Origin of the sequence: Nostoc sp. DedQUE08, from assembly GCF_034530895.1 — a bacterium.
Taxonomy (GTDB): Bacteria; Cyanobacteriota; Cyanobacteriia; order Cyanobacteriales; family Nostocaceae; genus Nostoc.
In genome coordinates this window covers 220528-245017 of record NZ_JAVRCD010000003.1, presented here as the reverse complement: position 1 = coordinate 245017, position 24490 = coordinate 220528, and the positions used below count along the sequence as shown (strand labels likewise).

General features: G+C 40.3%; 19 protein-coding genes and 1 pseudogene. 11 read left to right on the top strand and 9 right to left on the bottom strand.

The window, feature by feature from the left end:
- Nucleotides 1-63: 63 nt before the first annotated feature.
- Entirely contained in the window at nucleotides 64-5847 is a 5784-nt protein-coding gene (locus RMY64_RS03630; protein ID WP_322699324.1) for an AAA family ATPase, read from the top strand.
- A gap of 315 nt (nucleotides 5848-6162) precedes the next feature.
- The gene (locus tag RMY64_RS03625; RefSeq protein WP_322672616.1) at nucleotides 6163-8061 is read left to right on the top strand and encodes a PAS domain S-box protein; all 1899 of its coding nucleotides are present in this window, start codon (nucleotides 6163-6165) and stop codon (nucleotides 8059-8061) included.
- A gap of 98 nt (nucleotides 8062-8159) precedes the next feature.
- On the opposite strand, the gene RMY64_RS03620 is transcribed toward RMY64_RS03625, so the two are convergent.
- Nucleotides 8160-9287, bottom strand: coding sequence for an ABC transporter ATP-binding protein (locus tag RMY64_RS03620; RefSeq protein WP_322672617.1), 1128 nt, complete (start codon nucleotides 9285-9287; stop codon nucleotides 8160-8162).
- Between the two features lie 309 nt (nucleotides 9288-9596).
- Here RMY64_RS03620 and mrdA (RMY64_RS03615) point away from each other — a divergent pair, with 309 nt between their 5' ends.
- The 3 genes from mrdA (RMY64_RS03615) (at nucleotide 9597) to RMY64_RS03605 (ending at nucleotide 13994) form a co-directional block, all read left to right on the top strand.
- Nucleotides 9597-11444 (top strand): penicillin-binding protein 2, encoded by a 1848-nt coding sequence (mrdA, locus tag RMY64_RS03615; RefSeq protein ID WP_322699323.1) that lies wholly within the window; start codon nucleotides 9597-9599, stop codon nucleotides 11442-11444.
- A gap of 341 nt (nucleotides 11445-11785) precedes the next feature.
- A complete protein-coding gene (gene mrdA, locus RMY64_RS03610; protein ID WP_322699322.1) occupies nucleotides 11786-13624 on the top strand; it encodes a penicillin-binding protein 2 in 1839 nt (612 codons plus the stop codon).
- A gap of 31 nt (nucleotides 13625-13655) precedes the next feature.
- On the top strand, nucleotides 13656-13994 hold the full coding sequence (locus RMY64_RS03605; RefSeq protein WP_322699321.1) for a hypothetical protein: 339 nt from the start codon (nucleotides 13656-13658) through the stop codon (nucleotides 13992-13994).
- A 56-nt stretch (nucleotides 13995-14050) separates the two neighbouring features.
- Here the strand turns inward: RMY64_RS03605 and RMY64_RS03600 are convergent, their stop codons facing one another.
- The gene (locus RMY64_RS03600) at nucleotides 14051-14854 is read right to left on the bottom strand and encodes a M15 family metallopeptidase (RefSeq protein WP_322685204.1); all 804 of its coding nucleotides are present in this window, start codon (nucleotides 14852-14854) and stop codon (nucleotides 14051-14053) included.
- A gap of 102 nt (nucleotides 14855-14956) precedes the next feature.
- Between RMY64_RS03600 and RMY64_RS03595 the strand changes: the two genes are divergently transcribed.
- Nucleotides 14957-15874, top strand: a complete 918-nt coding sequence (locus RMY64_RS03595) for an AEC family transporter (RefSeq protein WP_322699340.1) — start codon at nucleotides 14957-14959, stop codon at nucleotides 15872-15874.
- A gap of 31 nt (nucleotides 15875-15905) precedes the next feature.
- On the opposite strand, the gene tsaB is transcribed toward RMY64_RS03595, so the two are convergent.
- Both tsaB and RMY64_RS03585 read right to left on the bottom strand, forming a co-directional pair.
- Nucleotides 15906-16562: a tRNA (adenosine(37)-N6)-threonylcarbamoyltransferase complex dimerization subunit type 1 TsaB gene (gene tsaB, locus RMY64_RS03590; protein WP_322699320.1), complete on the bottom strand. Its 657-nt coding sequence runs from the start codon at nucleotides 16560-16562 to the stop codon at nucleotides 15906-15908.
- Nucleotides 16563-16722: 160 nt separating this feature from the next.
- Complete coding sequence (locus RMY64_RS03585; protein ID WP_322699319.1) at nucleotides 16723-17256, bottom strand: 6-aminohexanoate hydrolase; 534 nt, start codon at nucleotides 17254-17256, stop codon at nucleotides 16723-16725.
- Between the two features lie 11 nt (nucleotides 17257-17267).
- Between RMY64_RS03585 and RMY64_RS03580 the strand changes: the two genes are divergently transcribed.
- A complete protein-coding gene (locus RMY64_RS03580; RefSeq protein ID WP_322699318.1) occupies nucleotides 17268-17438 on the top strand; it encodes a hypothetical protein in 171 nt (56 codons plus the stop codon).
- 32 nt (nucleotides 17439-17470) lie between these two features.
- Here the strand turns inward: RMY64_RS03580 and RMY64_RS03575 are convergent, their stop codons facing one another.
- The gene (locus tag RMY64_RS03575; protein ID WP_118167283.1) at nucleotides 17471-17719 is read right to left on the bottom strand and encodes a Ycf34 family protein; all 249 of its coding nucleotides are present in this window, start codon (nucleotides 17717-17719) and stop codon (nucleotides 17471-17473) included.
- 86 nt (nucleotides 17720-17805) lie between these two features.
- Here RMY64_RS03575 and RMY64_RS03570 point away from each other — a divergent pair, with 86 nt between their 5' ends.
- Both RMY64_RS03570 and RMY64_RS03565 read left to right on the top strand, forming a co-directional pair.
- On the top strand, nucleotides 17806-19110 hold the full coding sequence (locus RMY64_RS03570) for a CCA tRNA nucleotidyltransferase (protein WP_322699317.1): 1305 nt from the start codon (nucleotides 17806-17808) through the stop codon (nucleotides 19108-19110).
- Nucleotides 19111-19609: 499 nt separating this feature from the next.
- On the top strand, nucleotides 19610-19993 hold the full coding sequence (locus RMY64_RS03565) for a response regulator (protein ID WP_322672626.1): 384 nt from the start codon (nucleotides 19610-19612) through the stop codon (nucleotides 19991-19993).
- On the opposite strand, the gene RMY64_RS03560 is transcribed toward RMY64_RS03565, so the two are convergent.
- Both RMY64_RS03560 and RMY64_RS03555 read right to left on the bottom strand, forming a co-directional pair.
- On the bottom strand, nucleotides 19974-20378 hold the full coding sequence (locus RMY64_RS03560) for a DUF2294 domain-containing protein (protein WP_322672627.1): 405 nt from the start codon (nucleotides 20376-20378) through the stop codon (nucleotides 19974-19976). The two genes, RMY64_RS03565 and RMY64_RS03560, sit on opposite strands and share 20 nt — an antisense overlap.
- A gap of 530 nt (nucleotides 20379-20908) precedes the next feature.
- Complete coding sequence (locus RMY64_RS03555) at nucleotides 20909-21064, bottom strand: hypothetical protein (RefSeq protein ID WP_409882213.1); 156 nt, start codon at nucleotides 21062-21064, stop codon at nucleotides 20909-20911.
- Between the two features lie 241 nt (nucleotides 21065-21305).
- Here RMY64_RS03555 and RMY64_RS03550 point away from each other — a divergent pair, with 241 nt between their 5' ends.
- On the top strand, nucleotides 21306-21788 hold the full coding sequence (locus tag RMY64_RS03550; RefSeq protein ID WP_322672628.1) for a tetratricopeptide repeat protein: 483 nt from the start codon (nucleotides 21306-21308) through the stop codon (nucleotides 21786-21788).
- A gap of 556 nt (nucleotides 21789-22344) precedes the next feature.
- Nucleotides 22345-22680 (top strand): annotated as a pseudogene (locus tag RMY64_RS03545) (hypothetical protein); the annotation flags it as partial.
- A gap of 97 nt (nucleotides 22681-22777) precedes the next feature.
- Here the strand turns inward: RMY64_RS03545 and RMY64_RS03540 are convergent.
- Complete coding sequence (locus tag RMY64_RS03540) at nucleotides 22778-23521, bottom strand: hypothetical protein (RefSeq protein ID WP_322699316.1); 744 nt, start codon at nucleotides 23519-23521, stop codon at nucleotides 22778-22780.
- Between the two features lie 239 nt (nucleotides 23522-23760).
- Nucleotides 23761-24390 (bottom strand): Uma2 family endonuclease, encoded by a 630-nt coding sequence (locus RMY64_RS03535; RefSeq protein ID WP_322699315.1) that lies wholly within the window; start codon nucleotides 24388-24390, stop codon nucleotides 23761-23763.
- Nucleotides 24391-24490: the final 100 nt, after the last annotated feature.

Here is a 24490-nt window from a genome sequence, read left to right as displayed (position 1 = left end):
TTATATAAATCACTTGATATATCTGGGAACACTATATCTGTAAATCATCACTTCTTCAGCAGTATGGTAGCCACTTTTGTGAGGATTCCCGGATATAACGTTACCTCAGAAATCTACAACGGTTCGAGAACCCTGGTTTATCGAGCAGTTCGAGAAACTGACTCCTTAAGAGTAGCAATCAAACTGCTGAAAAATCCTTATCCAAATTTCAGCGAACTCTTGTCGTTTCGCAATCAGTATGTCATTGCGAAAAATCTCAACTCACCTCTAATTGTCCAAACTTATAGCCTAGAACCGTACCAAAATGGCTATGCTTTGGTCATGGAAGATTTTGGCGGAATTTCTCTCAGTGAGTGGAAAATAAGAGGAAATCTCCAATCTCTACAAGAATTTTTAGAAATAGCGATCGCTCTGTGCGACACCTTAGATTTACTTTACCAAGAGCGCATTATCCATAAAGATATCAAACCTAGCAATATATTAATTAATCCCGAAACAAAACAAGTTAAATTAATTGACTTTAGTATTGCATCTTTATTACCAAGAGAAACCCAAACCCTCGTAAATCCTAATGTGTTAGAAGGGACACTTGCTTATGTTTCCCCCAAACAAACAGGCAGAATGAATCGGGGGATTGACTATCGCACAGACTTCTACTCACTCGGTGTAACTTTCTACGAATTACTCACGGGAGAGTTACCTTTTGCCTCCAACTACCCAATGGAGTTGGTACATTCCCATATTGCAAAAATCGCACCATTAGTACACGAAATTAATTCAGACATTTCATCTGTACTATCAAAAATTGTCAGTAAATTGATGGCGAAGAATGCTGAAGAGAGATATCAGAATGCCTTAGGACTAAAATTTGATTTAGAAAATTGTCTGCATCAGTTACAAGTTTCGGGTAAGATTGAAAGTTTTGAAATTGCACAGCATGATGTGTGCGATCGCTTCATTATCCCCGATAAACTCTACGGACGGAAAAATGAAGTTCAGTTTTTACTCAAAGCCTTCGAGCGTGTTGCTAGCGGTAGTTCTGAACTGATGCTGGTGGCTGGTTTCTCTGGTATTGGCAAAACTGCGGTGGTGAATGAAGTCCACAAACCCATCACCCGACAGTGCGGCTATTTCATCAAAGGAAAGTACGATCAGTTCAATCGCAATATCCCGTTTTCAGCCTTTGTCCAAGCTTTTCGCAGTTTGATGGGACAAATCCTCAGCGCATCCGATATAGAACTAGCTTGCTGGAAGGAGCAAATCCTTGCTGCTGTTGGTGAAAACGGACAAGTTCTGATTGAAGTCATTCCTGAACTAGAATGCATTATTGGTTCCCAGCCCCCGATAATCGAGTTGGTTGGTAGTGCATCTCAGAATCGGTTTAATCTGCTCTTTGGCAAATTTATTCAGGTATTTACGAAAAAAGAACATCCCTTAGTGATTTTCCTCGATGATTTGCAGTGGGCCGATTCTGCTTCTTTGAACCTTTTGAAATTGTTGATGAGCGAGTCAGAAGCAGGCTATCTACTCGTACTCGGAGCTTATCGGGATAATGAAGTTTTTTCAGCCCACCCGTTGATGCTAACCCTGAATGAGATTAGAAAACAAGGTGTCAATCTCAATACTCTGATGTTGGCTGCTTTGAACGAATTAGATATTACCAGTTTGGTTGCCGATACATTGCAGTGTTCAAATAATATCGCTGCGCCGCTTTCGCATTTAGTCTACCAAAAAACTCAAGGAAATCCATTTTTCACCATTCAGTTTTTGTACGGACTGCACGAGGAAGAATGTATTACTTTCAATCGTTCCTCCGGCTATTGGCAGTGTAAATTAACCCAGGTGACACAGTTAGCTCTGACGGATGATGTTGTAGAATTTACGATCCGACGATTGCAGAGGCTACCAGAAGCAACACAGCAAGTATTAAAGCTAGCGGCGTGCATTGGTAATCGATTTGATTTAGAAACATTAGCAGTAGTTTGTGAAGCTACTCAAGATAGTGTAGCAGCAGACTTGTGGCGATCGCTTCAAGATGGGTTAGTGATTCCAGAAAACTCAACCTACAAGTTTTTCCAAGGAAAGGGACATGATGTAGAAGCGGTTGATAACGTTACTGTTAATTATCTGTTTCTCCACGATCGAGTGCAGCAAGCCGCTTACTCTCTCATTCCTGAGACTTTGAGACAAGCAACCCATTTCCAAATTGGCAAACTTCTGCTTGCTAATGTTTCGCCAGAAGAACAAGGCAGCAAAATTTTTGCGATCGTCAATCACTTAAATGAGGGCTTTGTACTTCATCAAACCCAGGAAGAACGTTCAGAACTTTTACAGCTAAACTGTATTGCCGGGAGAAAGGCTAAAGAGTCTACTGCCTATGGAGTTGCTGTTAACTACTTTACGGTAGCTGAGAGCTTGTTACCTCCAGATAGTTGGCAGCAATATTATGAAAAGTCCTTAGATGTTTATTTCAATCTCGCAGAAGTTAAGTATTTGTCTGGGGATTTTCAATCTTCTCTAGCCATTATTGAAACGATCTCTAACTTTGCAAGACAACAAATTGAAAGAGCTGAAGCCTTTAACCTAGCAATTTTGATGTTCACATTGCAAGGTCAATACCTCCAAGCACTTCACTATGGACAAAAGGCATTGTCTTGCTTGAATTTTGATTTATCAGAAATAGACTTACCAGAAAAACTTGAATCTTACCAACGTGAGATTCAATTGAAATTAGGCGATCGCACAATAGAGCAGCTCGTTGATGAACCAGAGGCCACCGATCCAGAAAAACGCCTGATTATTAAAATCTTGAATAATTTAATCGTACCCGTTTATGTTCTCCAAAAAGGAGAGCTATACTTTGTCGTCGCGTTATCGATGGTTTCAGTATCTCTCAATTTTGGCGTAATCGCTGAATCAGGAAACGGATTTTCCGCCTATGGAATGTATCTCGGATATCAGAGCAACTATCAATCTGGCTATGAATTTGGAGTACTTGCAGAAAGTTTAGCCAAACGATTTAAGCAAGCAGATAATCTATGCAAAGCTTGTTATATGCTGGGGAATAATTTGCTTTCCTGGGTGCATCCTTTGCGTTGCTCAGGGCCGATTTTCGATCGCGGATTAGTGGCTGGGCTACAGTCTGGGGAGATGGTTTTCTCAGGTAATCTTTTGATGTACAAGCTGCTCAATCCATTTTATGCAGGAGAAAATCTATTAGAAATTCAGCAAAATCTTCCTGAATATTTAGAATTTTGTGCCAAGAAACTTAACTATCAGCTTTCTGTGGATACGCTCTCTGGATTAAACATTGCGCTTGCTGAACTTACAGCTAGTCCTGCTCTTGATATCCCGACTGAACAGCAGCATCTTGAAACATGTAGGATAAACAACAGTGATTATGCAATTTGTCACTATTTGCTCCTAAAAACTAAAATTCTCTGTTTTTACGGGCGCTATGAGGAGGCATTGGCATCGGCTCAGGGGGCTGAAGACCTCGTTGGTACAATTACTGGAAAATATCAGGTTGCAGCGATCAATTTTTATCAATCTATTGCGATCGCTGAATACTGCCGGAGTCATTGTCTAGGTTTAAACAATAGTTACATCCAAAAAGTTAAATCAAACCAAGCGCAACTGAGTCTATGGGCAGCTAGTTGTCCTGAAAACTTCGCTCATAAGTACGATCTCGTGAATGCAGTTTTAAGCGTTTTATCAGGACAAAAAACAGAAGCAATTGAACTGTTCGATCGCGCTATTTCTGGTGCTGAAGTCAATGGCTACCTCCAAGAAAAAGCCTTAGCAAACGAACTTGCAGCCAAATTCTGCCTCGAATGGGGCAAAGAAAAATTCGCCGCAGGCTATATACAAGAAGCTTACTATTGTTACGCCAAATGGGGTGCAAAAGCCAAAATTGCCGATCTGGAAAGACACTATCCGCAACTGCTAGCCCCTATCCTCCAGCAAATCCATACTCCCTTCTCCACTAGAGACACAATGTTCTCATTGGCAAATGTTACATCCATCAGTTCCAGCATTTCCGACAGTAGTAATGCATCTGTTGCTTTAGATTTAGCTGCCATTCTCAAAGCTTCTCATAGTATCTCAGGTGAAATCGAATTTGAAAAACTGCTTTCATCATTGCTTGAGATCGTCATTGAAAATGCTGGGGCTGATAAATGCGTGTTTATGCTGTTGCGAGAGGAGCGCTTGTTAATTAAAGGATCGATTACCACAGGTTCAAAGCCAGTTGTCTTGCAGCGTATTCCCATTGAAGATAGTCAGGACATTCCCCACAGACTGATTTACAAAGTCTTGCATGATAGGCAAACTGTTGTGCTAATGAATGCAACTGCCGATCCGACTTTAGCCAACGATCCTTATATCGTGCGTCAGCAGCCGAAAAGTATCTTGTGCAGCCCGATTTTGCATCAAGGCAAGTTGATGGGCATTTTGTATCTAGAAAATAACTTAGCAACGGGGGCATTTACAAGCGATCGCGTCGAACTTCTCAACTTACTTTGCGCTCAAGCTGCCATTTCCTTGGAAAATGCCCGACTTTACGAACGTTCCTTAGAATATACCCAACAATTAGAGCGCTCGTTTGCCGAATTGAGTGCGAGTAACTCTCGTTTTGAAAAACTTGTAGACAACGTGCCTGGGGTGGTTTTTCAATACCAGATGAGTGCTGATGGAATCCTATCGTTAAACTACATCAGTGCTGACTGTTACAATTTGTACGAAATTACGCCAGAGCAAGCTGCTGCCGATGCGAAGTTTTTTGACAAAATGGTACATCCTGATGATGTGGCTTCTTACCAGGAATCAAGTACTGACACCGTTCAAACTGTATCTCACTGGCGCTGGGAGGGGCGAATCGTCACTCCATCAGGAATCGTCAAGTGGATTCACGGCGAATCTAGAATTGAACGGCGTGTGGATGGAACGCTAGTTTGGGATGGATTGTTTTTGGATATTAGCGATCGCAAGCAAGCAGAACTGGCATTGCAACAAGCTCAATTACAAATTGTTCAAAGTGAGAAAATGTCTGCGTTGGGTAACTTAGTTGCTGGTGTCGCCCATGAAATGAATAATCCTCTCGGTTTTATTGCTGCCAGTCTCAAACAAGCTAAACCAACGTTTACTGATATTATCGAACACTTAAAACTCTATCAAGAAACTTTACCCGATAAGAGCGAACAAATCCTCGACCATGCCGAAGAAATTGACTTGGAATATACCTTAGAAGACTTGCCCAAAATGCTCGATTCGATGACAATGGCGTGCGACAGACTCAAAAATATTAGCACCAGTTTACGCACTTTCTCTCGTGCCGATCGCGATTACAAAGTGCCGTTTAATATCCACGAAGGTATCGATAGCACTATTCTCATTCTCAAGCATCGTCTCAAAGCAAATGAACTACGTCCCGCAATTGAAGTTGTCACTAACTACGGTAATCTACCTCAAGTTGAATGCTTCCCTGGGCAATTAAATCAGGTATTTATGAATATCTTAGCCAATGCCATTGATGCGTTAGATGAATCGAATACCGGGCGCAATCTTCAAGATATCAAAGCTAATCCCAACCAAATTACTATTACAAATTCAATCGAAAATAACTATGTAAAAATTGCCATTGCTGATAATGGCAAGGGAATGAGTGAAGAGATAAAACAAAAGATTTTTGACAATTTATTTACTACGAAATCCGTGGGGAAAGGTACGGGTTTGGGGTTGGCGATCGCCCGTCAAATTGTTGTGGAAAAACACGGGGGTTCAATACACTGTAACTCCTTGCCAGGAAAAGGTACAGAGTTTGCGATCACAATTCCAGTGCGGCAATAAACAGTACTGAGTAGACCAACTTTAGCTAAGAAGATTCTGTCACCCTACTTGCAGGCGATCGCGTAGCGTTCATGCAGAAAAGGCATTTTCTGAGACGCTTTACCTTAGCGGAAGCCTCTGGAAGAAAAGGCAGTTGGATAAATTAAGCTTTTAGCAATTTTTACGGAATATCAATTCACAAAAAATATGATACAGATGCAAATCATAAAACCTATGCTAATTTTCACTTTCTTAATTTTGAATTTTGAATTTTGAATTGGTATAAGTCCTGCCTAACTCAGGACTGGCTCTAAGTAAACTGAATCGGAGTTGAATATGTGTACTGAAAAAATCAATGAAGAGATATTGCTTTTACGTCAGCAAAATACCCAATTACTGCAACAGCTAGAAGCATTGCAAAACCTTTCTTCAACTACACTGTTAGCAGAACAACATCAAATTTGGGAATTAGTTACTAATGAAGTCCCACAGGATTTACAACTGATAGAATTACAGTCGAAATTGGCAGATAATTCTACCTTTGTAGAATCAGCAAATAAAATTAGCGGACGGCATCATCAAGCGGCGGCAACTGCTTTGGCTGAGAGTGAGGCTAAGTATCGCCAACTCGTGGAAAATATCAGCGACCTGATTTTTTCTATGTCAGTGGAAGGTCTTTTTACTTATGTCTCACCACAATATAAAAATGTTTTAGGATGGGAACCTTCAGACCTACTAGGTCAACCCTTTGCCCCCCTGCTTCATCCTGATGATTTCCCCCTAGCCCAGAGAAAAATCCAAGAAATGGTGGAAACCAAGGGGCAGCGAATCGCAATAGAATTTCGCCACCAAAAAAAGGATGGAAATTGGTGCTGGATGAGGTCAGTGGCTTCGCCAATTTTCGATTCAGATGGTGAAATTATTGGTCTTCATGGCGCTATTAGCGATATCAGCAGTCGCAAACAAGCTGAAGAATTAATCAAAGCCTCGCAAGCAGAATTGCTCGCTTTGTTCAACGCTATGCAGGATGTAATTCTTGTCTTGGATGCCGAAGGAAGATACTTAAAAATCGCTCCTAGTGGTGCGCCCTTACTCTACCAACCTCCTGCGGAACTGCTGGGCACAAAAATATATGAGGTTTTACCCTCTGCTTGTGCAGATTCTTTTCTCAACTCTATTCAACAAGCACTCTTAACTCAAAAAACTGTGAAGGTAGAATATAGCTTGCCTATAGGCGAGCAAGAGGTTTGGTTTGAGGCGAATATTGCCAGAATGACTGAAAACACCGTTGTTTGTGTCGCCAGGGATATCAGTGAACGCAAACAGATGGAAGACCAACTGCGACAACAAACGGAAAATTTAGCACAAACTCTTCAAGAACTCAGACAAACTCAAGCACAAATGATTCAAGCAGAAAAAATGTCTAGTTTGGGTCAACTTGTGGCTGGAGTTGCCCACGAAATCAACAACCCCGTTAATTTTATTCACGGTAATCTCACCTATATAGAGGAATATACTCAAGACCTGTTGCGAATAATTCACCATCAGCAGCAATCTGGTAATAAGTCGGAATTTCAGGCTTTGTGTGAGGAAATTGACCTAGAGTACATCCAAAAAGATTTACCAAGAATATTGAGTTCGATGAAAGTTGGTACTCAGCGCATCCGTCAGATTGTGCTGTCGTTACGAACCTTCTCACGCATAGATGAAGCCGAGTTTAAAGCAGTAGACATTCACGAAAGCATTGACAGTACTTTAATGGTATTGCAACATCGCTTGCAAGAAACAACAAAGCTTCCAGCCATTCAAGTCATCAAAGACTACGGCACATTACCTTTAGTGGAATGCTATGGTCGACAACTCAATCAGGTATTTATGAATATATTAGCGAATGCCATTGATGCTTTAGAAGAATGGACAATTGAGAATGCACAATTAAGAATAGACAATTTCACATCTGGGTTGTTAACTCCCACGATCGCCATTCGGACATCAGTGATAGATTCCAGTTGGGTAAGAATTGCGATCGCTGATAATGGAATAGGTATGTCAGAACAGATTCAACAACAAGTTTTTAATCCGTTTTTCACCACCAAGCCTGTGGGTAAGGGCACAGGTATGGGAATGTCTATCAGTTATCAAATCATTACAGAAACACATGGTGGCAAACTGGAATGTCATTCATCACCAGCAGCAGGAACGGAGTTTGTAATTACAATTCCAATTCAGCATTAAGGTTTTTTTTGCAACTGTAAGGTTATATCCCTTGTGGGGCGGTTGTACTCCTTTTCCATAAGGTTGACTGACTTGCCACCGCTTTCTATGACCACTAACTATTGACTAATAGCTAAACAATCAGTTTCTGCCCACCAGGCGTAGATAAGTGTGTCGCGGTCTGGTAAAGTACCCAAAGTATTAGGTTGCAACACATTAATCCTAATGCCATTTGTTAATTCCATAACATAATTAACGTGTGTGCCCAAATACATAACGTTAACAAGCCGTCCTTCAAAGCAGTTAACTGGCAAATTAGGTGGATAAAGCGAAAGCTGTATTTTTTCTGGACGCACACTCACTACTACAGCTTGTGATAATTCAGTTGGTGTATTCTCAGCGCGGCTAATAACAATTGATAGTCCCATTTTTGTGGAAATTTTAATATTAGAGGAGTCTACCGCGACGATTTCACCACTGAATAAATTAGTATCACCAATAAAATCAGCAACAAAAGATGTACAGGGACGTTCGTAAATTTGGCTGGGAGTGCCAACTTGTTCAATTTTGCCTTGATTCATCACGGCAATGCGATCGCTCAATGACAATGCTTCTTCTTGGTCGTGTGTCACCATCACAAAGGTTAACCCCAAGTCTTTGTGTAAATTTGATAACTCAACCTGCATTTCTTTACGTAGTTTGAAATCTAACGCCCCTAAAGGTTCATCCAGTAGTACCACGGTGGGACGGTTGACTAGGGCCCTTGCTAAAGCGACTCGCTGCTGTTGACCACCAGAAAGTTGATTGGGAAAGCGCGATCGCAAACTTTCCATTTTCACCAGTTTTAAAGCTTCTTGGACTCTAGCTTCAATTTTCGATTTGGGTATTTTTTTTAGCCGCAGTCCAAAAGCGATGTTATTCCAGACATTCAGGTGGTTAAATAAAGCGTAACTTTGAAATACAGTATTGACGGGTCGGCGGTAAGGGGGCACATTAGTCATGGACTGACCCTGAATAAACACCTTGCCAGCGTCAGCAATTTCAAACCCAGCAATTAAGCGCAGTGTTGTTGTTTTACCACAACCGGAGGGACCTAAAATACTAAAAAATTCTCCTTGTCTGACATCCAAATCAATGCCATTTACTGCTGGTTCTTGGTTAAAAAACTTGAAGACGTTACGCAGTTCAACATCAAGTGGCTGAAAAGTTGTTATCCCCCTCTGATTTTGCATGACGATTTGAGCCATAATCCTCAGTAGAATGCCGCGATCTTACGTTATTTTGTCAATTGCTCTAGTCTTTTGGGCAGACTATATTTGACACTTTGGTTTATTGTATCCGCCAAAAACAATTGTTCAAGAATATACTCGCCCGATTATTTCGCACTCAGTAATAAAATCAAGCCAATGGTAAACTTATATACTAAATTTCTAATTTAAATAATCTGTAATTAAGTTAACAAGTCTTAAAATTGCATCTTAGCAATTGCTAAAAGGCTGGCTAGAATTGCATTTATTCATTTTGAATTTTGAATTTTGAATTTTGAATTAATACTTATGTCCTTATTCCCATCACTTGGTAGTAAAAAAGATACACGTACAGTTGGACGTGGTTTCCAATCAATATTTTTAATCGTATTTACCCTATTAATGACCAGTGGGATTGAGGCTCGTTTGGCTTACTTGCAAATAGTTGATGGGCCAAAACTCCGAGAACGAGCTGAAGCAAACCGAATTCGGATGATTCCCAAACAACCAGAACGGGGCAATATTTTTGACCGGAATGGCAAACTTTTAGCTAGCACTCGCTATCCTAGCTCTGTATATTTGTGGCCGATGGCGCATACTAAGCCTTCCTGGTCTGTAGTCGGCCCGCGTCTAGCGCAAATTCTTAACATCCCCCAAGATGAGATGGAAAAAAAATTAGAACAAGCTGGTGCTAATTCTTCTTCACTCATCCGGGTTGCTCGCGATTTAAATGAAGCAGAAATTACGGCATTAAAGGAGTATAAAAATGAACTCCCAGAAGTGGAAATTAATACAGATTCTGTACGTTATTATCCCCACGGCAAGGAATTAGCGCACGTACTAGGTTATACACGAGAGTTGACCGCCGACCAGTTAAAAGGCAAGAAGGAGTTAGGCTATCGACTGGGAGATGTCATCGGTCAGATGGGTGTGGAAAAGGCTTATGAGAAAGCTCTACGGGGTGAATGGGGCGGTCAGCAAGTGGAAGTGGATGGTGCGGGTAGACCAATCCGGGTTATCGGGGAGAAACAGGCAAAAGCTGGTAATGATTTGCACCTAACCATAGATTTGGATGTGCAAAAGGCAGCCGAAAAAGCTTTGGGAAATCACCGAGGTGCGATCGCAGCACTCGATCCAAATAATGGTGCTGTTTTAGCGTTGGTATCTTACCCCACCTTTGACCCAAATATCTTTTCCAAACAAAAACTTTCTCAAAAAGATTGGGAAAGTGTCCAAGGTAAAGATCATCCCTTGGTTAATCGCGCTCTGAGCGCCTTTCCACCCGCCAGTACTTTTAAAGTTGTGACTACGACAGCTGGACTCGAATCAGGTGAATTTTCTCCTGACTCAATACTACAAACCTTTGGTTCTCTTACCGTGGGTGGGGTGACATTTGGTGAGTGGAACCACGCCGGATTCGGGCCATTGGGATTTCCCAGAGCGATCGCTATGAGTAGCGATACTTTCTTCTATCAAGTTGGCAGAAAAGTTGGCGGCCCAACTCTAATCAAATGGAGCCGTAAATACGGGTTTGGTCAAAGAACTGGTATTGAATTTCGTGATGAAGAATCAGTAGGCTTAGTTCCAGATGAAACATGGAAGCGGAAAGTTTTCAAAATGCCTTGGACTGTTGGCGACACCATTAATATGTCAATTGGTCAAGGCGCTTTGCAAGTCACACCTCTACAATCGGCGATTATGTTTTCTGTCCCTGCTAACGGTGGGTATCGAGTTCAACCGCATTTGCTTAAAGATAACGAAGAAGCAAAAAGTTGGCGAGAATCTTTAAATATGAAGCCGACAACTATTAAAGTTCTCCGCGACGGACTGCGAAAGGTGGTGAGTGAAGGCACTGGTAAGCGCTTAGACGTGCCGACAATTGCCCCAGCGTCTGGGAAGAGTGGCACAGCTGAAGCTGGTGTTGGTCGCCCAAATCATACATGGTTTGGTGCTTATGCGCCCAGTAATAAGCCAGAAATTGTGGTTGTGGCCTTTGGGGAAAATACTGGCGAACATGGTGGTACTATTTGCGGCCCGATGGTTTTACAAGTACTAGAAGCTTATTTTCAGCACAAATATCCAGGTAAGTATCAAAAACATCAGCCTGACCCATCAGAAGCTAAAACTCAAAGTTCAGGACATAGCACTGGAGATTAGTTCTGCAAAGCAAAAGTCAAACAGGTATACAGCGTCAGATTTTCTAGTCTATCCCATTAGTTTTGAAGGGCGAACAAGTTCGTAGTAACGACTTTAACTTTAGTCATAGATTTTTAAGCACGCTTTGTGCTTACTACAAACTCATCAAAATTAATGCGATAGACCACTAGTGTGCAAAGTTCAAAATTTAAGAAGCTTTTGGTCGAGACAATAGAAGAGATGAGCTTATGGTATCAATTTAAAACAATTAATTACTGCCAATTAGTTAGCCCTTAAATACCTGCTAAGAATTTAGCAGAGTTATTTACAAATAATCTTAATTTTGCAATCCTCTTTTCCTTATGACTTACCTTAAACCATCTCCACTTGGCGGACAAAAAAATACACGTACTGTTGGACAAAGTTTCCAGCCGATATTTTTAATTATATTTACTCTATTGATGCTGACGGGAATCAGCATTCGCTTGGCATATTTGCAAATTACTGAAGGAGCAAGCCATCGAAAACGAGCCGAGTCAAATCGAATTCGGATGATCCCCAAACAACCAGAACGAGGCAATATCTTTGACCGCAACGGCAAACTTTTAGCCAGTACTCGCTATCCTCGCTCTGTATATTTGTGGCCGATGGCACATACCAAGCCAGCGTGGTCATTAGTGGGAGCGCGTCTATCTCAAATTCTCGACGTTCCCCAAGAAGAGATGGAAAAGAAACTAGAAGAGGCAGGTGCTAACTCTTCTTCACTGATCCGAATTGCTCGTGACTTGAACGAAGCGCAAATCACAGCATTGAAAGAGTATCAAACTGAACTTAAAGACGTAGAAATTCATACAGAAGCCGTTCGTTATTACCCCCACGCCAAAGAATTAGCCCATGTATTAGGTTATACGCGAGAACTGACCGGCAATCAGTTAAAAGAAAAGAAGCAAGAAGGCTACAGATTAGGTGATGTAATTGGTCAAATGGGAGTTGAAAAAGCTTATGAGAAAACTCTGCGGGGCGAATGGGGCGGTCAGCAAGTAGAAGTGGATGGTGCAGGTCGCCCGCTCCGGGTTTTGGGAGAGAAACAGGCGAAAGCTGGTAACGATTTGCACTTGACTATAGATTTAAATATGCAAAAGACAGCAGAAAAAGCTTTAGGCGATCGCGACGGTGCGATCGTTGCCCTTGACCCCAAGAACGGTGCCGTTTTAGCAATGGTATCTCACCCCACCTTTGACCCAAATATTTTCTCAAAGCAGAAACTCACCCAAAAAGATTGGGAATTTGTCCAAGGTGCCGATCATCCCTTGGTGAATCGCGCCCTCAGCGCCTTTCCACCCGCTAGCACCTTCAAAATTGTCACCACTACAGCCGGTCTAGAATCTGGTAAATTTTCTCCTAGCACAGTCCTGCAAACTTACGGTTCTTTGAGTTTTGGCGGCACCCGATTTGGCGAATGGAATCACGCCGGATTCGGGCCATTGGGTTTTGTCGGAGCATTACAGTGGAGTAGTGATACCTTCTTTTATCAAATTGGTCGCGGAGTCGGCGGCCCAACTTTAATTGAGTGGACTCGCAAGTATGGATTTGGTAAAAAAACTGGTTTTGAGTTTGCCAACGAAGAAGCAAAGGGTTTAGTGCCAGATGAGGCGTGGAAGCAGAAAACTTGGAAGATACCTTGGACTGTAGGCGATAGCATTAATATGTCAATTGGTCAAGGTGCTTTACAAACGACACCTTTACAAGTCGCCATCATGTTTGCCGTGCCCGCTAATGGTGGCTATCGAGTCCAGCCACATTTGCTTAAAGACAATGAACAAGCAAAAAGCTGGCGAGCATCTTTAAATATGAAGCCGACAACTATAAGTGTTCTCCGTCAGGGACTACGGAAAGTAGTAGCTGAAGGTACGGGTAAAGCTTTGAAGCAGCCAACAGTTCCCGCAGTGGCTGGTAAGAGTGGCACTGCTGAAGCGTGGAAAGGCCGTGTTAAGCAAAATCACGCTTGGTTTGGAGCGTATGCACCTGCTGAACAGCCAGAAGTTGCGATCGTAGCATTTGCTGAACATTCCGGTGGTGGCGGTGGTAGCATTGCTGCGCCCATGATCTTACAAATTATGGAGGAATACTTTCAGCGCAAGTATCCAGGTAAGTATCAAAAACCTCAGCCTGAGAACCCAGGAAATAGCCGACGAAATTAAACGTAGGGTATGGGGCATTGGGCATTGGGCATTGGGCATTGGGCATTGGGCATTGGGAATTAGGAAGAATTTCTGCCCCTCTGCTCCCCTGCTCCCCTGCTTTCCTGCTCCCTCATCTCCACATCGCCAAACAAAAATCATTGCAGGTTTAGGTTGGTGGGTATTTAATTATGGCGATCGCCGAGTAGTTGGTCATAATGGGTCAATTTTAGGATTTGCAAGTAACATTACCCGCTTTATTGATGACAAAATTACCGTAATTTTACTTTGCAATCTAGATAAAATTTCCCGACCAGATGCGATCGCTAAAGAAATCGCCGGATATTATTGTCCAGCCCTTGAGAAAGTAGTACTTCAGCCTCCATTATGAGAAACAGAGGTAATAATTACGAATTACGAATTACGAATTACGAATTATTTTGGCTCCTATTGTGATAACTTAGCGGGTTTCAAGTTTCTGGCTTTGTAGAACATTTCTAAACTATTACGATCGCCCACAAAACGCCAGTGCCAAGGCTCATAACTTACACCTTGAGCATTATCTTTGGGAAATGACATTTCAAAACCAAAACGCGCTGCATTTGCTTGTAGCCACCGATAAGCCTTGGTATTGTCAAAGTTAGTTTGAAGATTAGTTGCTGGTACCGATCCGTCTCCAACATCCACTGCATAACCTGTGTGATGTTCGCTATGACCAGGAGGAGCGCTGAGGGCGGCTCGTTCTGCTGGCGTTTGATTTCGCTGGGCACCGACAGCAAAAAACAACTGCTCTTGGTCTTTGACTGAGCGAAAGCCAGAAATTGGCACTACAATTACACCTGAACTCCGGGCTGCTGCTACCATCTCCTCAAATTTTTGGGCAGCAGTTTTTCGCATTCTAATGCCCCTATTTGCGGAGATGGTTACTAGTTCTGACTCAGGGGCTTCTGGGTATGGAAAATGCCCTAACACAGTATCGCTAGAATTATTAGATGTTGCGGTTGTCGCCGGAGCAGAAGTAGCTGGTAAAGGTTGAGAATCGGCGGTTTTTTTGGGTGCAGTCACGAAAAACCACAAACCGCTAATTAAAGATAGCAAGACAAATCCCGTTACTCCCCCAATCAAAATAATTCGGGGTTGCAACCAAATTTTAGGTGTTGCAACAGGGGTATCGCGTACAGCCACTGGAATATCATCACCAAAGTCATTCGATGAGTTTTGCGGTTTTCCAGAAAACCCTGCCTTATTCAAGGGTAAACTCCTGTTTTTGTGGAATAGCCATAACAGATTTTGCACTGGACAAAAGTAGACGTAACAGGTAGCATTTTACATCTGTGGTTCTTAGGCGCAATCTTGACAAACCTTTTAGAACTATACGTCAAGCTGGGAGGATTAGTCCTGGTAGGTTTTATCCTGGGACGCAAACTACCTGTAACAGTTCCTACACGTTTAGGACTGTTTCTTTTTTGGGTGGGAGTACCCATAAGCATAGTATCGTTTTTGCGTCAATCTAGTTTATCAGGGCAAATTTGGATTGCACCTGCGATCGCTTACCTAGCTATTTTACTAGGAGCATTTTTTGCTTGGTTAGGGATAAAAGGCCAAGCCTATTTTAAAAAGACTGTTTCCCAACCATCAACTCAGGCTAGCTTGATATTAGCCGCAATGTTGGGTAATACTGGTTATCTTGGTTTTCCCATTACCTTGGCAATGGTAGGCAAGCAATACTTTGCTTGGGCGTTATTTTACGATTTACTAGGTACATTCCCAGGAACTTATGCTCTGGGTGTGTTGCTAGCAGCTAGTTTTGGTGGTAGCGTCCAGAATCATTGGCAGATTACTAGGGCGATTTTAATTAATCCTGCTCTGTGGGGTTTCGGATTTGGCTTGCTGTTTCGGCAGGTGACAATTCCCACAGTTGCAGAATTCTGGTTAGAAAAATTTGCTTGGAGTAGTGTAGCTTTATCCCTGGTATTAATTGGAATGCGTCTGGCGTTGCTCAAATCTTGGCGTAGTTTACCACAAGCAGGGATGAGCTTAGGAATCAAAATGTTGCTAGTTCCTTTGATATTGGGTAGCATTTTACCCCTATTTGGATTAACTGGGGCGATCGCAAAGATAATCGTGCTACAAATGGCTATGCCTCCAGCTTTTGCCACACTGGTAATTGCTGAGACATTCAATCTCGATCGCGATCTGGCAGTTACTGCCTTAGCTGCTGGGGCTATAGTATTACTGGTTACTCTCCCTGTTTGGCTGTGGCTGTTTTGATTTTGGATTTATGCACTGCGATACATATCAGTTAAAGTTCTACAGGATGCTGCCCATAATATGGCAAAGCCTCTGACCAATGAGGACACTTGCCCTCTTGCCAATCGAGATTAGCTAATTCCAAAATACTTGTCACCGTTGCTGCTAACCCAGATTGGGCTTGAATTAGCTGATAATTAGTGTTCCAATTCGCTAAAGTTTCCTGCCATGCTTCTGGTGTCAACACTCTATCTGACAAACACACGTTTAGTTTAGAAGTATCTGATTGAAACTGATAAATAGCAGCAAAAATTTGACCTCGTTGTGCTGGCATTTCCACAGCAATAGTTTTTGGATTTTGACTTTTGCTTGCTTGTGACCAAGCTACCGCAGCCAAAGTTGAAATCGCAAATACAGGAATATCTAACTGTTGCCCTAAAGTCCGAGCAGTAACAACGCCAATGCGAGTTCCCGTAAAGCCACCAGGGCCTTTGGCAACTGCGATAAAAGACAAATCTGCCCAAGTTTGCGGTTTGATAAATTCAATTAAATATTGATGCACTAAGCTAGATAAATCGCGCCCCAAATTCCAAATTTGAGAGCGAGTTTCACCTGCAAAATTACTAATTGCCAAACCCAATTCGGGAGTGGTGGTGTGTAGTGCTAAAGCGTATTTATTTATTGCAAGGTTTTCTAGTTCCGTTGTCAAAGTTACTTAAAATATCTATTTTTATAGAGTTAACGTGATTTATTTAAGCATATAACATAGCGGTTCTTAATTGAAAAACTACTGAGTAATAATCAGTCAAACAGTCTTGTTACAAGGTTTGTGAGAGCCAATGCTGTTGACTTTCTAATAGCGATCGCGGCTAGGATGGGGGATTTAGATTACCGCCTTGCTGTCTCAATAGATAGTCCAAAACTCGGTCAATTCGCTCTAAGGCAGCACCTGTAGTCAGTTGAAACTCCTGAAACTGAGATTTTTGTTCCTCAAAATTGCGGTCAAGCTTTAGCATGAGTGCTTCTAATCGCTCAGTTCGTGCCTTTGTTTCCTCTATTTCACTGCCTGCCTTTGTAAATAGGCGTTGCGTGTAAGTGATAAAACTATCAACCCGCTCGGAAAGTTGGTCAACCTTTGCCCCTACCCGGTCAATACGTACCTCTAGTTGATCGAGGTGAGATTGAGTACGGTCTTGTTTTATGGTCAACTCATCAAGGTGAGATTGAGTACGGTCTTGTTTTATGGTCAATTCATCAAGGTGAGATTGAGTACGGTCTTGTTTTATGGTCAATTCATCAAGCCGCCTGTTTGCTGATTCTGCGTAGCTAGCAGTAGATATTAGCAATCGCTTAACAGTTTCGAGTTCATCTTCTACATGGTCTAGTCGCTGTGCGTTGGTCATGCTGGTTTCTCTTGGCTAGCTTCTTTATCTTCTACGATCGCTTTCCTGACATCTCGTTTCTGTATCATGAATTCGCGATCGCTGATGGACAAAATCTCATTACAGCAAAAATCATGTATTTAACCATATATGTTGTAGGGGCGCAAAGTCTTGCGCCCCTACCGCGTGGTCTATTTAGCTGAAAATAGCTGTAACATACACCAATCATTTTCTATCAAGTCGGCACTAATTCACCAGGACGCAATTTCGACCACTTACCTGTTTCCCGTTTAAAGCTCAGACAACCAACAACATCCCATTCCATTTCAATCACATCATCTTTTGTCCGAATGTTGACATTGATAGAAGGTTCATTCGGATCAAAATTTGGTGTTTCAGTCAAGTGAGGCTGTTGGTGCTGCCCTTCTACGGCATGATAGGTAACACAGCTGTCTACATAGTGGCAGTTCACGCAAATACACATAATAGAACCAACTCCAGGGGCCTTTATTGTTAATCTAACTTAAGCCCAACTGTTATTCATGAGTTGCTGGGTTGATTTTTATTACAATGCACGAATCAATTCCTTCTACCCTCGCTCCCGAAAATTGGCCTTTTAGCTTGGAATTCTTGCCACAACCCGCTTACATGGTAGGTGGCGCTGTCCGAGATGCGATCCTGGGCAGAACTCGTGAATATCTGGATCTAGATTTTGTTATACCATTTAAGGCGGTAAAGGTAGCCAGAGCGATCGCTCATCATTACAAAGCTGGTTTTGTGTTACTCGATGCCGAACGACAAATTGCGCGTGTGGTTTTTCCCCACGCTACAGCTGACTTTGCCCAACAGGAAGGAAATAGTTTAGAAGTTGATTTGCACAGACGGGACTTTACGGTAAATGCGATCGCTTATAATCCTCATACGCAAGAAATTATCGATCCTCTGCAAGGTTATCTAGACTTACAACAGGGCATTTTGCGAATGGTATCACCTGCGAACCTAAAAGATGACCCTTTGCGGTTAATGCGGGGTTATCGCCAAGCCGCCCAACTAGGTTTTACTATTGAGCCAGCTACCCAAGCCGCAATTCGTTCTTTGGCATCACATCTTAGCAAAGTTGCAGCCGAAAGAGTTAGGGTAGAAATTGGCTATCTACTGGCAAATTCTCAAGGTACTCCTTGGATTACAATGGCTTGGGAAGATGGTTTACTTGCCCCTTTCTTCAAAAATGCCACCCGTGAAAGCTTGCTCAAACTAGCAGCAGTTGACACAGCTGCCGCCTTACTCACAGAAAATTGGCAACAACTAGGCGTACAACTGCAAGAATATGTTCGCGATAGTATTAAAACTACTTGGCTAGGTATTGCCAAACTTGCTTGTCTGGTCAATCCAGATCCAGAATTAGCAGAAATAGAGCTACAGGAACTAACTTATAGTCGTGCCGAAATCCGAGGTGTAACTACTGCTTTGAAACTGTTACCGCAATTTCAAGTAGTTGATATGTCGTTGCGAGAACAATACTTTTTGTTTCATGATGCTGATATTGTGTTCCCTACTACGGCAGTGCTAGCTGTAGCAATTAATTATTTGCTAGAGGCAATATCTGGTGACAAGCCACTACAGACAGCAGTGGAAACTAAAGCAATGAGCTACCAAATCTTAGCACCTTTGATCGACCGCTACCTTAACCCTGATGATGCGATCGCTCATCCCACTCCCCTAGTAAGCGGGAAGGAGTTGATTACAACATTAGATATTCCAGCTTCGCCAATTATCGGTCAACTGCTAACTGAAATTGGCGTAGCACAAGCTGAAGGGAAACTTTCAACTCCAACAGAGGCGATCGCTTATGCACGTCAGTTACTTGATGGTTAAATATACTTAATTAATTTGAGGCTCAAAGGTTGACTCAATCAAAGTTTCAAAATCTTGCTTCGATTATTGTTTTCCAAGAGTGACAAAACAGGGTTAAAATACCGATCTTTAGAGCTAATTTGTAAACTCAAGTAAAGTACTTGTTTAATAAGGGTTTCAGTAATTTTAGTTAATACAGCACTTATTTGCTGAAACTCAGACCTAGCAAGGATTTGAGTACTCTTCAGATTCTCTTTACGAATCAGTTCTTATGGTCAATCCTTGCAATTACATACATCAATTATGCTAATATTTGCTTGATGTTATAACTGCTTTACGATGTTATTTCCTAATTAGCACTGATGGACAACTGAATGAACTTATATTAAGCTATTGATTTTTATGCTTTAGTTGGTCGTTCGTACATTCAATTAAACACTTGCTATAAACAAAGACTTTCAGGTTTTCCTGATGGGTGGAGTTTTGATGAATAGCTTTTCTTAGACAGGACTAACTGCTTATGAATGAACAGCGTTTAATTTTGGTTGTAGAACAGAGTTTACATGATTTAGAGCTACTTAATTCTCATCTAGGAATATTAAATTTTTCATGTATTTGTACCAAACAAGGGGTGAGGGCTGTGATGTTGGCACAAACTCATCAACCAGATTTAATTCTGCTAGATATGAAGCTATCTAATTTGAGTGCGAACCGAGTCATTGACAATCTCAAAGATGACTCAAAAACTGCTACCATTCCAATCATTGCAGTCACACCTATAACAACAGTACAAAACGAGCGCTTCACAATGCTCACAGCATTTGATGATTGCATTACTAAACCTTATGATTTTAATCAATTAGAAGTGGTAATCAGTCGCCACATCAGTCAGCTAAATTCCTAATATTTATCTTGGGAATAGGTTCGGGATTACGAAGTTCGGGTAATTCTTTGAGAATTACAACAATCCCAGTACGACCTGTTATTAAATTTGTATTTGTCATCAGGTAAAGGACAGGTTGACCAATAATTTCTTCAATCAAATTTTTTAAATCTGGTTTAATTATTTTTTCTAAATATAATCGTACTTGTTCAGCTAAAGTATCATAACCTCCTTTCAGTAAAGTTTGTTCAGCTTGAGTAACCGAGTTTTCTATAGAAATTACGATTTCAGTATCAAAAAAATGACAAATGATTTGGCTAGGAGACTTTCCTAATCTTTCATTATATAATTTTATGATTTGCTTTGATATTTCTGTTTCTAATTGTGCGATAGTCGGTTGTATCATTAGTACCTACTATGTAATATTTATCGTTTTAATCGAAAAATTAATTAAATTATCCAACATTATAGATGATTATGGAATAACTCAGAAAAATAATCACCATTTTATATAAAGTTACTGTATCAATGTGATGTATTTAGTATGTATTTATTTAAGAATATTGCCATATTTAATGAAGTAAAATTTGTTAACTTACGATTTGTGCAGTGTTAGGTTAATAACTGGATTTGAGCGTCATTCGATTGAGCTAATCAGCTTATTTTGTGTTATATAAGCTTAGGTGTAGCCCACCGTGCCTGTATCTCATAACCCAGTACTTAATTAGCGATGTTTATCCAAATGGTCATCAATGACAGAGGCATATAATATTACATCGGAATGTAATGTATATCACAAGACTCTCTATACCTTCCGGTGCAGCTAGTAAGCAGATAAATTTAGGTTCTATTAAAGAGTATATTAGCTACTAAGATAATTTGTGAAAAACTAATACAACATATTCGGCATTAATTTTTAGAAGCTCATCACATTCTTTACGGGCAAAGCAACTGTGATTGTGTAATTTCATAGCGCTTAGTAATTCCTGGTAAATACCAAACTGGCTCAACTGCGGCTTTGGTAATAACCAAATTACCGCCTGGTTTCATAATCTTGCCATCTACCTGCAAACAACCTTTATCTAACTGCATATTGCAGTTCTAGTATATTGATGTCGCCAAAGAAAGCTGCTAGCTACCTAAGTCAGTTTTTATTTTTATGACTCTAAATATCTAGTATGGTATTAGTCATATTGTTGAACACAATAAATCACACATAAATTTCATAATTAGCAATTAATCAAGATTAATTTAAAGATGACTTTAAAAATGATTTAATCGATGTATTTTGTGAGAAAGTTAATACAAAGGTATATTCACTGATCTCAAATTCATGGATTCTTTATTTATCAATTCCTTACTTGAAGAGTTGAAAAACCCGGATGCCACAGTGCGCGACAAGGCAACCAGAAAAATCTGGCGGATCTGGTTTCAGCAAAAGGGAATCTATGGGCTGGAAATAATTGACCGCAGTCAAAAGTTACTGGATGCAGGTGAAATTGCTGAAGCTGAAATAGCGCTGACAGCATTAATTAAAGACCAGCCAGATTTTGCCGAAGCTTGGAATCGTCGAGCTTTCCTCTATTACAGTATTGGCGATTATCAAAAATCTCTGGCTGATTGTCAGATGGTTGTACAGATAAATCCAATACATTTTGGGGCGCTTCATGGTATGGGCTTATGCTATGCAGCAATAGGAGAGTATAGTCAAGCTATCCGAGCTTTTCAACGTGCTTTAGAAATTCAGCCCTATTCCCTAGTGAATCAAAAGTTGATTCTAGAATGTACATTTAGATTCAGCTACAACGGCAGATAGGAGAGAGCATCATACTGTCTTACGAATCTGTTATCATCCTCATCAACAACAATTCATCGCCTTACTCGCCATAGTTTTATTCAATACGCTTCTAGCTGAATTAATAGCAGCGTTATTGCTGCTTGTACTAACAGTAATCAACTGTCAACTAACAATTCTCGGTTGAATAAAGTTAACTTAAGTACAAACTAGATAGCACAAGCAAAACATGGTGGATTTTACTAAACGATGTCTAGGACGGGCTGCGCCTTTGCCACTGGTATTTACAAAGACTACAGTTTAGATGTAACTATCAAGGAGGAGTGGTCTCTAGGTTATCGGCGGTACTCAATTGTTGATGAGGGTTCGGTAGAATTTCTTTATGATTTATGGTATTTACACCGTGAATGCCATAGCCACAGTTACAGCAATTTTCAAGAAAGACCCCTGGTGTCTTATTGCACATCCCAACACAGCAATTCAAATTCTTACTGAGCTTATCTTTTGCTCTGTTAAGCTAAAGGTTTTTCTAACTATAGCAATCCTAAATGAGTTGTCAAAATCGAGAGACTAAGAGGATATAGAGGTTTTGTATTATGTTGTTTACAATCGCCAACGCCGGAGAAAACCAGCTTTAGAAGTTTATCGCTTTGTAAATAGTGAATATGTATTGCAACCAGGAAATTTCGTTTGATTATCAGAGATAGGTTTACCAATTGGTTATGAATGGGGAACCTATCAGGGAATTACGCGGGATTGGTTGTATTGGTATGACAAAGAAGGAGTCAAATATTTAACACCAGAAGAACGAGCGATCGCTGCCGAACAACGCGCTACCACTGCTGAACAACGCACTCAAAGTTTGGCAGAAGAATTACGAAAGTTGGGGATAGATCCAGATTCTTTGAGTTAATTTTGTGGGATGCGATCGTACTTAAGTTTAGGATATGGTTGTAAGAATACGATAGCTTATTGAGAGGTTACTCAAGATTAATAAACTAAATTCACTATTAACTTGACCGTACAGCAATATCATTTTGGATAGCCTGTTCATCATAAATAGTTACTTTACCAGACCTTAATTTTCCAAAATGCCATCTACCAACATCTAAAACAAACTTTTTAGCAGTTATATTATCTGGATTTTTTTCTAATATTTCTAGCGCCTTGGTATAAGCTATTTGACTTAGATTATTACCTGCCAATATTATTTTATTTATTCCTTGTATAAATACTGTATGTACCCGTGGATCTGTAGGATATTTGTCTAAATATTTAAGAATTGGCTCAAAAATCACAATTGTTAAAATTTGCGAACTATTAATACATTGTGCAAATCTCTCATTTGCTGAAGGATCATCATAATTTCTTTCTAGATGTTGAATTAATAATTTAAATCCAGGTTCACTTATCTGATTTGATCTCTCCACAATACTCATAAAACGCTCATGTGCCAATGTGTCTGTGGGATACTTATCTAAATGCTTGATAAGTAATCCTAAAATATTTTCACTTGGTGAATATACAAGCTTACTTTCTTTAAATTTATCTAACTTCGCATCTATCTTTTCCAATTTAAATAAAAATTCTTTATGCTGTGAGGCAATTTTGGGATTATTGTATAGATTTTCAAGAATTGGTTTTAAGTGTTCATTTTCTATTGTATTAATTTCTTTGCCTTGTGTAACTTGTACTGCAAATGTATATATAATTACAATAAATATACACCCAAAAAAGATAAATATTATTTCCATAGTTAGTTTTGACTAAAATTTAATAAAAATTAAATAGCGTAAGTAGATATTTGTAAACACTATTTCTAGCAATTACAAATCAATTTTAATCAATAACTAAATTTTAAAATCAGTAAATTTTAGGAATTAATACTCAATTGTTAAAAAAATATAAATTTATTCAGTAAAAATACTGTTGTATTTTGAAATTTAGAGTTTCCATAATAACTGTAAGATAGTAGCATTCGAGCATTAAGTATCTATCTTTTATTCCTCACCCAAGCACGAAATGATTTCAGCAAAGCAATTTCACCCATACTGTTACTTTGCTCAATAAAACTGCTTATCTCACTCACTGAAACTATAGGAAAAGCAATACTAAACTTACACTCGACATATTGCCCATCTCTCAACTGATAAAATTTTAAATTTTGCCCATCATATCTCCAAAGTTCAGTTACACCCAACGCTGAATAAATTCTCAATTTGTTAACTAAACTGCTAGTAATGTCAATCTCAATTGCTAAGTCAGGCGGCGGATCATTTTCTAAATCTAAAGTTTGCTTACCCCTAACAGCTAGTTCATTCTGGATATAGTAGCAAGTATCTGGTTCTATTCCCCGCTTTGATATTTTCCGCTTCAATGTTGTAGAACCAGCACTTCTCACTTCAATTCCTAATTCTTCAGCTAAAGCAATAATAAAATTACCAAAATTACTTTTGGGGTTTTCATGTTCAAAAAGTGGAGTCATAATTTCTAAAACACCACAGTCGTAAGCAAACCGAGAACCTCTATCTTCACCTGTATCTCTCAACAAGGCTTCAAAGGTTTCCCAACTAATGTTATATAGCACTGTTCTTTGTTCACCAACTGTTGACTTGACAATCATATTAAAATAATTCGTAATTTGTAATTCGTAATTAATTCATGATTTTAAGCTATCTTTTCCCGCACCCAAGTGCTAAAGGATTCCAGCAAATTAATTTTAT

Excerpts from the sequence above, each read along its gene's own strand:
- RMY64_RS03630 (WP_322699324.1), top strand. The coding sequence starts at position 64 with ATGGTAGCCACTTTTGTGAGGATTCCCGGATATAACGTTACCTCAGAA.
- RMY64_RS03540 (WP_322699316.1), bottom strand. The coding sequence starts at position 23,521 with ATGGAAATAATATTTATCTTTTTTGGGTGTATATTTATTGTAATTATA.
- RMY64_RS03560 (WP_322672627.1), bottom strand. The coding sequence starts at position 20,378 with ATGATACAACCGACTATCGCACAATTAGAAACAGAAATATCAAAGCAA.
- RMY64_RS03585 (WP_322699319.1), bottom strand. The coding sequence starts at position 17,256 with ATGACCAACGCACAGCGACTAGACCATGTAGAAGATGAACTCGAAACT.
- mrdA (WP_322699322.1), top strand. The coding sequence starts at position 11,786 with ATGACTTACCTTAAACCATCTCCACTTGGCGGACAAAAAAATACACGT.
- RMY64_RS03620 (WP_322672617.1), bottom strand. The coding sequence starts at position 9,287 with ATGGCTCAAATCGTCATGCAAAATCAGAGGGGGATAACAACTTTTCAG.
- RMY64_RS03550 (WP_322672628.1), top strand. The coding sequence starts at position 21,306 with ATGGATTCTTTATTTATCAATTCCTTACTTGAAGAGTTGAAAAACCCG.
- RMY64_RS03565 (WP_322672626.1), top strand. The coding sequence starts at position 19,610 with ATGAATGAACAGCGTTTAATTTTGGTTGTAGAACAGAGTTTACATGAT.
- mrdA (WP_322699323.1), top strand. The coding sequence starts at position 9,597 with ATGTCCTTATTCCCATCACTTGGTAGTAAAAAAGATACACGTACAGTT.
- RMY64_RS03555 (WP_409882213.1), bottom strand. The coding sequence starts at position 21,064 with ATGCAGTTAGATAAAGGTTGTTTGCAGGTAGATGGCAAGATTATGAAA.
- RMY64_RS03535 (WP_322699315.1), bottom strand. The coding sequence starts at position 24,390 with ATGATTGTCAAGTCAACAGTTGGTGAACAAAGAACAGTGCTATATAAC.
- RMY64_RS03575 (WP_118167283.1), bottom strand. The coding sequence starts at position 17,719 with ATGTGTATTTGCGTGAACTGCCACTATGTAGACAGCTGTGTTACCTAT.
- RMY64_RS03570 (WP_322699317.1), top strand. The coding sequence starts at position 17,806 with ATGCACGAATCAATTCCTTCTACCCTCGCTCCCGAAAATTGGCCTTTT.
- RMY64_RS03625 (WP_322672616.1), top strand. The coding sequence starts at position 6,163 with ATGTGTACTGAAAAAATCAATGAAGAGATATTGCTTTTACGTCAGCAA.